This window comes from Psychrobacter sp. PL15, from assembly GCF_035984995.1.
Taxonomy (GTDB): Bacteria; Pseudomonadota; Gammaproteobacteria; order Pseudomonadales; family Moraxellaceae; genus Psychrobacter.
This window is the reverse complement of the sequence record NZ_JAXCIB010000005.1, coordinates 85,562-99,312: the sequence shown is the minus strand read 5'-3', so window position 1 is coordinate 99,312 and position 13,751 is coordinate 85,562. Positions and strand designations below refer to the sequence as shown.

11 protein-coding genes are annotated in these 13,751 nt (G+C 42.1%); all 11 read right to left on the bottom strand.

What is annotated here, in order from left to right; translation table 11 throughout:
- Nucleotides 1-98: 98 nt before the first annotated feature.
- Nucleotides 99-515, bottom strand: coding sequence for a lipopolysaccharide assembly protein LapA domain-containing protein (locus tag RCH20_RS06040; protein ID WP_209959181.1), 417 nt, complete (start codon nt 513-515; stop codon nt 99-101).
- Between the two features lie 285 nt (nt 516-800).
- Nucleotides 801-1,103 carry an integration host factor subunit beta gene (locus tag RCH20_RS06035; protein ID WP_209958013.1) on the bottom strand — a complete coding sequence of 101 codons (303 nt, stop codon included), beginning with the start codon at nt 1,101-1,103 and terminating at the stop codon, nt 801-803.
- Between the two features lie 432 nt (nt 1,104-1,535).
- Nucleotides 1,536-3,239, bottom strand: a complete 1,704-nt coding sequence (rpsA, locus tag RCH20_RS06030; RefSeq protein WP_209959183.1) for a 30S ribosomal protein S1 — start codon at nt 3,237-3,239, stop codon at nt 1,536-1,538.
- A 356-nt stretch (nt 3,240-3,595) separates the two neighbouring features.
- The gene (cmk, locus tag RCH20_RS06025) at nt 3,596-4,348 is read right to left on the bottom strand and encodes a (d)CMP kinase (RefSeq protein WP_209958015.1); all 753 of its coding nucleotides are present in this window, start codon (nt 4,346-4,348) and stop codon (nt 3,596-3,598) included.
- A 182-nt stretch (nt 4,349-4,530) separates the two neighbouring features.
- Complete coding sequence (tadA, locus tag RCH20_RS06020; RefSeq protein ID WP_327192940.1) at nt 4,531-5,085, bottom strand: tRNA adenosine(34) deaminase TadA; 555 nt, start codon at nt 5,083-5,085, stop codon at nt 4,531-4,533.
- A 112-nt stretch (nt 5,086-5,197) separates the two neighbouring features.
- Entirely contained in the window at nt 5,198-5,953 is a 756-nt protein-coding gene (locus RCH20_RS06015) for a uracil-DNA glycosylase (protein ID WP_209958020.1), read from the bottom strand.
- 247 nt (nt 5,954-6,200) lie between these two features.
- The gene (gene clpA / locus RCH20_RS06010; protein WP_209958022.1) at nt 6,201-8,777 is read right to left on the bottom strand and encodes an ATP-dependent Clp protease ATP-binding subunit ClpA; all 2,577 of its coding nucleotides are present in this window, start codon (nt 8,775-8,777) and stop codon (nt 6,201-6,203) included.
- Nucleotides 8,778-9,456: 679 nt separating this feature from the next.
- Nucleotides 9,457-9,864, bottom strand: coding sequence for an ATP-dependent Clp protease adaptor ClpS (locus RCH20_RS06005; protein ID WP_209958024.1), 408 nt, complete (start codon nt 9,862-9,864; stop codon nt 9,457-9,459).
- 170 nt (nt 9,865-10,034) lie between these two features.
- Complete coding sequence (locus RCH20_RS06000) at nt 10,035-10,925, bottom strand: hypothetical protein (RefSeq protein WP_209958026.1); 891 nt, start codon at nt 10,923-10,925, stop codon at nt 10,035-10,037.
- A 200-nt stretch (nt 10,926-11,125) separates the two neighbouring features.
- Nucleotides 11,126-12,193, bottom strand: a complete 1,068-nt coding sequence (gene argC / locus RCH20_RS05995) for an N-acetyl-gamma-glutamyl-phosphate reductase (protein ID WP_327192939.1) — start codon at nt 12,191-12,193, stop codon at nt 11,126-11,128.
- A gap of 279 nt (nt 12,194-12,472) precedes the next feature.
- Nucleotides 12,473-13,588 (bottom strand): uroporphyrinogen decarboxylase, encoded by a 1,116-nt coding sequence (hemE, locus tag RCH20_RS05990; protein WP_327192938.1) that lies wholly within the window; start codon nt 13,586-13,588, stop codon nt 12,473-12,475.
- Between the last annotated feature and the right edge of the window lie 163 nt (nt 13,589-13,751).

The window sequence follows — 13,751 nt, the reverse complement described above, 5'->3', positions numbered from 1 at the left end:
AGCCATTTTATATAAAATATTATGGTAAGACGGTCGAAAATATATGCGTTAAGTATCATCGTTGTTAGCGCTATAGAATTAATCACGCTTACGCTTGGTTAATCACGCTTACGCTTGGTTAATGACGCATGAGCGCTGTCATTAAGATGGGGGTCACCTGTACTATCTTGGACATTAGTTGCAGTTGCACCGTAGACCGCCTCTTCTACAGTAGGCGCGCTTGCTTGTCGGTCAATGACCACATTAGCCTGTGCCAACTGCTCTTGCAAGCTAGTAGTTAGCTTGGTTAAGCGCGATATTTCCCACTTATTTTGTAATACTCGGAATATTAATAGAGCCAATAATAGTCCAATTACGATACCTAATATGAGGCAAAGTATCAGGAGCAGCCCTAAATTCATAGTAGGTGATTGCGAGAACAGCAAATTCACTCCTACTTCGGTGTTGTTCGCTAATACCAAACCAAGCGCATAAGCAAAGCTTAAAAATAGTAACACAAACAGTAAAAAGCGCATCATGCAGTTGTCTCAGTTATGAATAGACGTGACCAATTATGGATAAAGGGTAATAGTGTTAATGATAGTACAAAACCAATCGTAATCGTAAAAAACGGTCTGATGGTCAGTTCAGTAAAAACAACCCAGATAAATAAAAATCTATTAGCAATCCAGCTGTTAGATGCCAAGCTGCTCTTTATGCACCAATATTTATACGTACTTTTATCACGGTTACTTTTATCACGGTTACTTTTATCACAGTTACTTTTATTACAGGTACCTTTATTACGAGCACTTTATTAATTATCCCGACACTTTGTCATTTACAGCTTCGCGTAATGCTTTACCCGGCTTAAAATGCGGAATAGCCTTAGCAGGCACAGGTACACTTTCGCCTGTTTTAGGATTGCGTCCCATGCGTGCACGCCGATGGTGCAAACAAAAGCTGCCAAATCCGCGAACTTCAACTCGGCCATCATTGGCTAGAGTATCCACCATTAAGGTTAATATTTCGCGTACGGCATCATCAACGACCATATCGGTCATAGTGTCACAGTTAGCACTCAAATTATTAATAAATTCAGACTTATTGATCGTTTGCTCCATTATTACGCTTGCCTTATTAATTGGTGGTAATGATACGGCTAGATACTATAGTAAATCTACTCTCGTAGCGATACTTAAGTACTAGTTTATATTTTGTTACTCAACGTTGCAAATGATAGTGGATATTATTATGGCTGAGAATAAAAGTTCAAATATTCTAATAAAAAATCTATATAGTTAAAATACCTTAAAAACGCGACGGTACTGCTGGTATAAGCTTTTTGCAGCCTCTGTCTGCATAGGCACAGCAAGCAAGAAAAGCTGATGCCAGCAGTAGGTTATGTGTCGATATTACTTTTCATTGACTATATGTGTATGTTGTTATTTTTATCTAGGGAAACAACAAAAATTAATCACAAAAAAAGCGACCGAGGTCGCTTTTTTATTATATTACTATTTATTGAAAACAGCTAGTTAGTCAACATACACAACTTACTGCATTTGCTCTTTGATCAAATCACCAATTGTTTTTGGCTGTGCATCAGATGACGATGCTTGCGGAGCAGCAGCACTAGTGCTGTTACTACCCAGTTCTTTAATCGCTTGGCGTTCTTCAGCTTCGTCTTTTGATTTGATTGACAAGCTGATGTTACGAGTTTTGCGATCAACGCTGATGATTTTAGCTTCTACATCATCACCAACAGTCAGATGCTTAGTAGCATCTTCGACACGGTCACGCTGGATTTCAGAGGCACGTAAGTAAGCTTCAACTTCTTCAGCAAGCACAATCGTTGCACCTTTAGCGTCAACTTCTTTTACTTTACCATTAACGATGGCACCACGGTCATTATTGACTAGGTATTCGTTGAATGGATCTGAAGTGAGTTGCTTAACGCCTAAACTAATGCGATTGGCTTCTGAATCTACAGACAATACCATAGCTTCTACAGTGTCGCCTTTGTTGTAGTTACGGATAGCATCTTCACCAGTTTCATTCCAAGAAATGTCTGATAAGTGAACTAAACCATCAATGCCGCCGTCTAGACCGATAAAGATACCAAAGTCAGTGATTGATTTGATCGTACCAGTGATTTTATCACCGCGCTCATGTTTTTTATCAAACTCATCCCATGGATTGGCTAGAGTCTGTTTGATACCTAAGCTAATGCGACGACGTTCTTCATCGATATCAAGAATCATCACTTCAACATCATCACCCACTTGAACAACTTTCGATGGATGAATGTTTTTGTTGGTGTGATCCATTTCAGATACGTGAACTAGACCTTCAATACCTTCAGAGATTTCAGCGAAGCAACCGTAATCAGTCAAGTTGGTTACGCGAGCTTTAACCACACTACCCACTGGGTAAGTGGCGCCAACGTTATCCCAAGGATCAGTACCAAGTTGTTTTAGACCTAGACTAACGCGGTTGCGTTCACGGTCAAATTTCAATACTTTGACTTTTAGGTCTTGACCCACTTCAACGACTTCAGATGGATGCTTGATACGGCGCCATGCCATGTCAGTGATGTGCAATAGACCATCAATACCACCAAGATCAACGAATGCGCCGTAATCAGTTAGGTTCTTAACGATACCTTCGATCTCGATACCTTCTTCAAGCTTATTCAATAGCTCTTCGCGCTCAGCTGAGTTTTCAGCTTCCATAACTGCGCGACGGCTGACCACAACGTTGTTACGTTTTTGATCAAGCTTGATAACTTTGAATTCTAACTCTTTGCCTTCTAGGTGCGTCGTATCGCGGATAGGACGAACGTCTACCAATGAACCTGGTAGGAATGCGCGTACGGTACCAATATCTACCGTGAAGCCACCTTTTACTTTGCTAGAAATAATACCTTTTACAATCTCATTGTTGTCATAGATTTTTTCAAGGATATTCCACGTTTCGACGCGTTTGGCTTTTTCGCGTGACAGTAAGGTGTTACCCATACCGTTATCAACCGCTTCAACCACGACATCAACGCTATCGCCAACTTCTACTTCAAGCTCGCCTTCTTCGCTTAAGAACTCTTCACGAGCAACGATGCCTTCAGATTTCAAACCAGTGTCTACTGTGATCCAATCGCTGTCGATGGCCACAACAGTACCTGTAATAACCGAGCCACGCTCGATGTCCAGACCCTGATTTTCAATACTCGCTTCAAATAGTTCAGCAAATGATTCCATTATGTCTACCTTTGTATAGCCGTAGCCTGTCCAGCACAGTACGGATCAAATTTATGAAGATGTAAAACGAGATACTGGTTTTATATCTTATATCTTCATATAAAAAAACATTTGTTGTTAATAAGCGCATGATTGATAAAGCTCATTAGCAACAACTGTCTTTATTTTACAAAACTATCGTTATATCGATTGTTTACTAACAATTCCCATAGCCTTGCTATCTTATTCTAATTACTGCAATTTTATACTAAAACTGAGGGTTATAGGAAATTTTTTGTCGATTATCTTTTTAGTAAGTCCTCTTGCGCTTTGCTGATTCATAATAATTACCAGCGTATTTTAACACTTGAAAAAACATATTAGAAGCAAATACCCTGTGCTTGGCAATGGGTCTTTATCTGCTGATAAACCGCATCAGCATCAAGGCTTGAGCTGTCTATTAATAACGCATCCTCTGCTGGCTTAGACGGCGCTGCAGCACGATTTTCGTCGCGATAATCACGTGCTTTGATCGTCGTCAGAATCGCTTCAAAATCTGCTGTTTGTCCCGTATTAATAAGCTGAGTCGCACGGCGCTCAGCGCGCGCACTGGCACTAGCGGTCAAAAAAATCTTGACATCGGCATTGGGAAATACCACGGTTCCCATATCACGACCGTCTGCTACTAGTCCCGAACGACTGGCCATAGCTTGTTGCAATTGAAGCAAAGCTTGGCGTACCTGTGGAAATACCGCTACTTGCGACGCATAGCCACCAACAGTCTCATTGCGTACTTGCTCACCTACAGCGACGCCATTAACAACAATATCAACGCGACCTGATTCTTCATTAGGCTTAAAGGCAATCTGCAAACTTTGCGTCAACTCTAACAGCGCTGCAGCATCGATTGGCGATTTAGCATCATCACCAAGCAATCCTGCTGCAAACGCCTTTAGTCCCACAATACGATACAGTGCCCCTGAGTCTAATAATTGATAGCCTAAGGTCTGTGCCAAACGCCAAGCTGCAGTGCCTTTACCAGCACCACTTGGACCATCAATACAAATAACCGGATAGCGTAACACTGGGCTATATTGGTCAGTAGGTTTATTCGGCGACGCTAAGGCAGTCATATTAGAGGCTTATATTTAAATGGCTATATTTAGGTGCTTATGCAGTGATACTAAATTATTTATCGGGCAGCGTATTTTTGCATGGCCAAATAGGGCAACATTATAGCAAATAATCTATGCAATCACTAGCGTTGTGGTTGATATCTTCTTTATCAGTGAATAATAAATATGCTCTGAATAGATTATGTAGGACTGCTTTTATTTTCTTTCGCCAGTTGTCGGCGCTGACGAAAAAAGACTTTGAGCATTTGACTGCTGTGTTCTGCACACAAACCTTGATAAGTCCTAATTTGATGGTTATAAAACGGCTCTGCGGGTAGATTCATCTGGCTACCAACCATACCGGCACGAGGTTCACTGGTAGCATACACTAGCCTATCGACGCGCGCATGAATAAGTGCACCCACACACATAGTGCATGGCTCTAAGGTAACATATAGCGTGGTCTGTAGCGGTAATCGGTAGTTGTTTAAGCGTTGACAAGCGTCTCTTAACGCGACTATCTCGGCATGGGCAGTCGCATCATTACGACCGATTGGCTCATTAAAGCCATTACCGATCATCACCTGATCATGTACTAATACCGCCCCTACCGGCACCTCACCACAGGCAGCTCCTTGCTTTGCCAATGCTAACGCAAAATTCATCCACTGGGCATCTTCAATTGACCAAAAAGTGCTAGCAGTGATTAGCTGATGACCTACTGGTTGGCATGGCTGTAAACTTATAGTCTGCATATAGTTTGTCTACTTTGAAACGAACACAGTGAGCCTGGCTGTGGAAAAATTTTGCAGCCTCTTGAGTTTAGATACCAAATCTGCTTTATTTAGCAGTCACTCTGTTGAGCACTTATTGCGGCAGCTGCCAATCTATGGGAGTTTGACCGTATTGCTTCAAATAATCATTGGTTTTAGAAAACGGCTTTGAACCAAAAAATCCACCGCGATTAGCGGCAAGTGGTGAAGGATGTACAGCGGTTAAAATAAGGTGTTTGTCAGTGTTGATATACTTGCCTTTTTTTTGCGCCTTGCTACCCCACAAAATAAATACAGTATGTTCTGTTTGCTCATTAATAATATCAATAACGGCATCGGTAAACTGCTCCCAACCTTTGTTTTGATGGCTGTTGGGCTCGCCCTCACTCACGGTGAGCGAGCTATTTAATAGCAATACCCCTTGTTGCGCCCAATAAGTCAAATCCCCATGGGCTGAATAGCTGGTACCAATATCATCGGCCATTTCTTTTAGCACGTTATTGAGTGATGGCGGTTTAGGAATGGTCTTGGGTACCGAAAATGATAGCCCCATTGCTTGCCCTGGACGATGGTAAGGGTCTTGACCTAAAATAACCACTTTAACATGTGCTAAAGGGGTTAGGTTAAAGGCGTTGAACATCAAGGGTGCTGGTGGATAAATACTGTCATTTGACTGATAGGCCTGCTTTAAAAAAGCACGAAGACTGTCCATATTATCAGAAGTCAACTCATCAGTTAATGCCAGTTTCCAGTCTTCTGGCAGACGCACATTATTTAAAATAGCTTGTTTTTGCTCAACTGTTTTGGTTGCGGTTTTGCTCTCTAGGTGGTCATCATCAAATAATTGCATGGGTATATCGCCTCTTTGTAGTTATTTTATAGCTGGTTCAATGCTTATTAGGGCATCATATTAATAAGATTCTCATTCGATATAGTGATGGTAGCAAAAAAGGATGTCACGTTTCATTATAAAAGTTAATAATCATAATATCATCAATCAAAAATTAGCGAAAAAAAACGGCTGCCGTAGCAACCGTCTTGTATTTTTACCGCTATCTAGTCCAAAACCAGTCGTCCAACTGATGAGATCACTTCAATTAGCTGGCTAATGATTCAGAGTCTGGACGCGGCTCGTAGGTTTCAACGACCGTCAATATGATTCGACTATCGGCCGAGCCTTTATCGCTTTGTCTATTGCCACCCTGTGCGGTAGCAGCCGTTTTATCGATAGAAATCTGGTTAGAGGTGCTGTCAGATTTGATATCAGAGTCTGACTCTTTCGGCTCCAAGGCAAGATGCACTACCCCACCATTGACTAGGTCACCAAATAAAATCATACCTGCCAACGGCTTTTTAATCTCGTCTTGGATCAAGCGCTGCATCGGACGTGCGCCCATCAGACGGTCATAACCCTTCTCAGCTAAATAGTCACGTACCTCATCATCAATCTCTAAGGTCACTCGCTTGTCATCAAGCTGGACTTGTAGCTCGACCAAGAACTTGTCGACCACTGAAATAACGATTGACGTGTCAAGCGGATTGAATTGAATAATCGCATCCAAACGGTTACGAAATTCAGGACTAAATACCCGTTTGAGTGATTCATTGTTATCACGGCTATGATCTTGTTGGGTGAAGCCCATAGAAGAGCGGCTAATACTATCAGCACCAACGTTGGTGGTCATGATAACGACGACTTGTTTGAAACTAGCCACGCGACCATTATTATCAGTCAAGGTGCCATGGTCCATTACTTGTAATAATAAGTTAAAGACATCTGGATGCGCTTTTTCAATCTCATCAAATAACAATACACAGTGCGGGTGCTGATTGATTTTTTCAGTGAGCAAGCCACCTTGATCAAAACCAACATAGCCTGGAGGCGCGCCAATCAAGCGTGAGGCAGTATGTGCTTCCATATACTCTGACATATCAAAACGTACCAGCTCAACGCCTAATAAGCTGGCTAGCTGACGTGATACCTCTGTTTTACCAACCCCTGTTGGACCGGCAAACATGAAGGAACCAATTGGTTTTTCTGGCTCTTTAAGACCGGCACGTGACAACTTAATGGCATCGGCTAAGGTCGCGATCGCTTGATCTTGACCAAAGACTAGGCGTTTTAAGTCGCGATCTAGGTGCTCAAGAACACTTTTGTCATCACTTGAAATGGACTTGGGTGGAATACGCGCTAGTTTGGCGACGATAGCTTCAATATCTGCTACGCCAATCTTCATTGGTGGCTTTTTCTTTTTGGGCTTTTGTAAATTATCAGCCTTAGACTTATCCTTGGCTTTAGCAGCGGCGGCTTCATCTTGCATTTCGTTATCGATATCCGTGTCATCAATATCCATAGCGGTTTGCTCGTCAAAATCCTGCTCTAAATCAGCGATAAAGCTGTCTTCAGCATTGATATCGTCCGCATCAGGAATCACACCTAAGCGTTTATACGCACCGGCTTCATCGATAACATCAATAGCTTTATCAGGTAAGAAACGCTCATGTATATGCTTAGATGATAACTGTACTGCGCTAATTAATGCCTCATCAGTGTATTCGACATTATGAAACTCTTCATAGCGAGGTTTAAGACCGCGTAAGATATCGATGCTTTCTTCGACACTTGGCTCTTTAACATCAATTTTTTGAAAACGACGTGATAACGCGTGATCTTTTTCAAACACCTGACGATATTCTGTAAATGTGGTTGAACCCACACAGCGTAACTCACCATTGGCAAGGGCTGGCTTGATAAGGTTAGATACGTCCATGTTGCTACTCATGGACGAGCCTGCACCGATAATCATATGAATCTCATCGATAAACAAGATAGCATTGGGTTTATTTTTCAGTGCATCAAGTAACGCCTTCATGCGTTTTTCAAAGTCACCACGATATTTCGTACCTGCAATCAGGGCACCAATATCAAGACTGTATATCACACAGCCATTGAGTGGTTTTGGGGCTTTATTATTAATAATTAACCATGCCAAACCTTCAGCAATTGAAGTTTTACCAACGCCGGGTTCACCAACTAATAGCGGGTTATTTTTGCGGCGGCGGCACAAGACTTGTGCGGCACGCTCAATCTCAGGACCACGGCCAATGAGTGGATCAGTCTTACCTTCGGCTGCCCGCTGGTTGAGGTTACTGGCAAATTCTACTAATGGATCTTTACTGGTCTTTTCAGAGGCACTGCGACGCTCGCCAGTCATAGAAGCACGCGGCTCTGATGGTTCGTTTTTGTCCTGCCCATGGGATAGATATTGGGTTAGCTCAAGACGGCTAATGCCTTGTTTTTTCAGTAGATAAACCGCATAGGTATCATGTTCTGAAAACATGGACACTAGGATATCTGAGCCTTCAACCAAGCGACCGCCGCCGATAGATTGCACATGGAATATTGCCCGTTGCAAGATACGATCAAAACTTTGGGTTGGCTGTGGTGATTGCTCTAACTCTGCATCTACTGTTGGCGTGTGCTTATTAATATAAGCTTCAAGCTCGGTACGCAGATTTGAGACATTAGCATTACAAGCAGTCAAGGTATTAGCAGCATGCGTGTTTTCCAGCAATGCCAGTAATAAGTGCTCAACAGTGAGGTATTCATGTGATTTTTGGCGCGCAAGCGTCATGGCTAGACGCAAGGAAACTTCAAGATGACGACTTAACATAACGAATTCCTACGGTTATACATATCTTTAGGATTTAATAGCTTAGTGAGTAAATCAGGGCGACAAGTGGATTGTTCAAGTCAGATTACTATGCAGTATTACTAATAATTAACCAGTCATTAGGTAACAATAGTTAATAAGCAACGGTTAATACGAGACGGTTATTATAAAATGGTTTACGTCAGCTTTTCTTTATCTCAACATGATAAGCACATATAGTCAATCAATTAACACGTACTAAAATGTATCAAATAATGCAGCGAACAAGAAGATGACAACGCAACAGAAATAACGATATCTTTAACAGCTAATTCGATGGACAGAAAAGCTAATGGTAAAAACAGCAGTAGAAGAATAGCAATAAAGGCGTTTAAAAGTAGCGACGCTAAACGCTGCTTTTCTTTACTGGTAGCGCATTAGGATATGCGATAGCAGTGGCGAGCATTTAATTCTCTATACAATAATAGATAGGGTTACTTGGGTAAAAAATCAAGGTTGATGCAGAGAGAAAGCAGCAGACTTAGGTATTTTTATGCAGTAGGAGTGACACAAAATCGGGTTAGGAGGAGTCATTTATGAGCGCTATTACAACAATCGGATTGTTGGTTTCCCAACTATCTCGTCGAGACCACCCTATCAAAAGACAATTCTAAACGAACAACGAAATGACTGACATTACTTATTCGCCTTGATGGGGCTCGATCTGGGTAAGTAACGGATAGCCCTCACGGTGAGCAAGACTGTTGACTTTTTTTGCTTTAGTCTCAGCAATATCTTTAGGATAAATACCGGCAATACCTTTGCTGCTATTGTGAATCGTTAACATCACTTCAACGGCTGAATCCACAGTATGACGAAATTCTGACTGCAGAATATAAACCACAAACTCCATCGGTGTGTAGTTATCGTTGTACATGACCACCGCGTACATGGGCGGTTTGGCCACTTCTGGTTCCGCCACCATAACGTCGGCTTGTGGTGCCGTTTCACCATCAGGGTCACTATCTTGCGCACGGTGAGCCGGCATATTTGGGAAATGCCAATCAAAAACAACAGGCTTAGCTTGTGATAATATTTTTTTCATCATAACCAAATTATAAAATAAAAGGGAAACTAACAATAAGGGAGAGAGTATCAAGTACAAACATGCTAGGTACAACAGACTGCGAACTGAGTGATAAAATGCAACAGCTACTAGACTAAACGGTTACTAGACTAAATAGTTACTAGCATCAGATAATACTAAGAACTGGACAGTCACTCAGGATCAATAGGGTTTTTGTCTGCTTCTGGTAAATCTAAGAGCGATAATGGCATATTATCAACCATAGCACCAAGCTTCCAATCATACAATTGCTCTACTTCCTGCGCTCCTGACTTCAAGCTGAGCTTGATTTGTAGGGGCTTAAAGCCTGACGGCATGACAAAGCGCCCACGAACACGTTCAATGCCCTGAATATTATAACGCGCTGGCTCTAACGGCACTTCCACCAAGCTATTATCATTAAGTAGCGTTAAAGTGATCTGCAAATTTTTTGCTTGTCCATCGCTACCAAGCATACCGATATCGAAACCGTATTCAAAAGCATTTTCAGGTAGAGGTGCAATCTTAGCGCCAAGTACTTGTAACGGCATGCCACCTTTTTCACCAATCACATTAGCATATAACTCATTAAGCTGAGCCATTTGTTTATTTTCGATTTCTAGTGCTTGCTGAGCCTGGCGCAGATCATCTAAATTTGACAGACTGATCGTTAGCTCTTGCTTGGCGGTAGCCGCTTGATTGGTCAATATTTTATCACTTAAACGCAATTCTGTGAGCTCTTTAGTCGCCTGCTCACTGTTAATAAAAGCTTGTTTGGTTTCGGTTTGCATAGAATAGTAGCCACGCTGGTAACCCAGCTTATGACCAAACATTAGCCCAACAATAGCGGTCACTAGTACCGCCACGACAAATAACGCTAATACCAAGGTCGATGCACCTTGTTGTTTGCCATTTATATAATTATGGGTCGTATTAGTATTTATTATGTTATCGATACTTTGATAAGAAGACTGTAATCTGCGATCAGAATCGTCTAATACGGAAGCTTGGCACGACAAGGAAGCTACCTGCGAGCGCAAGCGGTGGGCATTCTTAACAAGCATCTAGAGTGTATCTCGTAACAGTAAGAGCGCTGTATTATAACGGAATTTAGAATCAATACCTAGCATCGTAAATAGGAATGACCCAACAGTAAAGGTTCAGTAATAAAGGATCAATGTTAAAATATATGAAGTAACATTCATCCAATACTACTGACTAAAAAAGTTAAAAATCAAATAGCTACAAACAGCTTAAAGATATCTTAAGGAACAATCGGTGCAAAATTTAACCCCAACGTCTCATCAAGCCCAAACATCACATTCATGTTTTGCACCGCCTGTCCTGCTGCACCTTTCACTAAATTATCTTGTACTACCAATACCGTTAACTCAGCGCGGTCATTATCTTGATATACTGCAATGCGTAAGCGATTACTGGCACGCACGCTACGAGTATCCGGATAAATACCGCTTGGCATGATGTCAATAAAAGCCTCTGTAGCATAGCCAGTCTCAAACACTTGCTGCCAGTCTATAGCTTTTCCAGCCTCGGTTAACTCCATGTGAATAGAGCTAAACATACCGCGGATCATCGGTACTAAATGTGGCAAAAAGCGGACTCTCTGAGTAAACTGGCTGTCTAATAACTGGGCAATACCTTGTTCGATTTCTGGCAAGTGACGATGGCCGGTTACCCCATACGCCTTAAAGTTATCAGTCGTTTCGGCATAGTTAAGGGCAATACTTGCTTGACGACCGGCGCCTGAGACCCCCGATTTGGCATCAATAACAATACGGGCTTCAATTAAGCGCATGGCTTGTTTATTCTGCGCCTCTATAATAGGCTTTAATCCTAAAATAGCAGTAGTTGGGTAGCAACCAGGATTACCGACCAGCAAAGCATTTGCAAGCTTATCACGATTGATTTCTGGTAGACCATAAACAGCAGTTTTTAACAGTTCTGGACAAGTATGTGGCTGTTGATACCACTGCTCAAACTCAGTTAATGACTGTAAACGAAAGTCAGCGGCCAAATCAATGACTCGAACACCCGCTTGGGTTAGCGCTTGTGCTTGTTTCATCGCCACCCCATGCGGTGTGGCAAAAAACACCACGTCGCAACGTTGTAGTGCGGCAAGCGTATCATCACCTAAGTCACTAAAAACAATGTCGGAAATACCGCGCAAACTTGGAAATATCTCATCAGCACGCGTTCCTGCCTCACTGCGCGAAGTCAATAAATCAATGGACACCTCAGGATGTGCAGATAGCAGACGAATAAGCTCGATACCTGTGTAGCCTGTTCCACCGACGATGGCTGCTGAAATCATAAGAAGTCCTTGTTTGCTAAATAAACGCTAATATATATAGTCAATGAAAAGTAATATCGATACATAACCTACTGCTGGGATAAGTTTTTCTTGCTTGCTGTGCCTACGCAGACAGAGGCTGCAAAAAGCGTATGCCAGCAGTACCGTCGCGTTTTTGTCGCGTTTTTGTCGCGTTTTTAAGGTATGTTAACTATATAACACTAAATATCTAAAGCGGTCCAGAATTTTGTCTTAAACCGCTATTTACTTGAATCAAAAAGCGGTTAATTTTATAGATTGTTAAAGCTTATAGTCATGTACCGCATCGATAAATACTTTAGCATTATCAGGGTTAACCCATTGGGTAATACCATGACCTAAGTTTGCCACATAGCCAGTCTTCTCGCCACAAGCGTAAGCTCTATCGAGCATCAACGTCACTTCCGAACGGATAGTTTCCGGTGAGCCATACAGGGTCGCAGGGTCTAAATTACCTTGAACGGCTTTTTTGCGCTGTAATGGTTTATGCTGTGCAGTCAAGACTTGGCGCGCCCGATCAAGCGGCATGGTCCAATCTAGTCCCAATGCATCGGCTTCACTATCTGCTTGAGTCTCTAACCAGAGGCCACCGCCTTTGGTAAATAAAACCACTGGAATATCAGGGTGACGTACTTTTAACTCAGCAACGATACGCTTGTTATACGCATGTGAAAATTCAATGAACTGACGATGGCCTAATGCACCACCCCAACTGTCAAATATCTGTAAGATTTGCGCACCAGCGACCACTTGTGCATCTAGATAATCAATCACAGAAATTGCAATTTTATCAAGCAGCTGATGCAAAAACTCAGGGTTGCTATACAAAAAGCCTTTGGTATAACGATAGTCTTTTGAGCTGCCCCCTTCAATCATATAAGTAGCTAGGGTCCAAGGACTACCTGAAAAGCCAAATAGTGGCACTTGTCCGTTTAGTGCGGTACGGATACTGGTCACTGCACGCATAACATAATCGAGTGAGTCATTGGCGTCAAGTGTCGGTAGCCGATCAAGATCTGCCTGCGTACGGATAGGATATTTAAACTTAGGACCTTCACCAGTCTCAAAGTACAGACCCAAACCCATGGCATCAGGAATAGTCAGTATGTCACTGAATAAAATCGCTGCATCTAGATCCATACGTCGTAACGGCTGCAATGTCACTTCCGTGGCACGGGCAGTATCTTTGCACAGGCTCATAAAATCGCCTGCTTCCGCGCGGGTGGCTTTATACTCTGGTAAATAACGCCCGGCTTGACGCATCATCCATACTGGCGTGGTATCGACAGTCTCAAAGCGTAGCGCACGCAGCAGTCGGTCATTTTTAAGGGGGGCAAAGTTTTGCTTAGGCAAGTTACTATTGTCTGAGGCGCTCATGTACAAATCTCCAAAATAATGCAATATTCATTATTATCATTGTTAAAAATAAGGATAAATAAGAATAGTAAGTAGGTGAGATAATTTAAAAATTTTTGATTGAGGAGGTAAATGTCATTGTTTGAAGCACATATAGAATTAATGCCATAAAGAATTGTTCTGT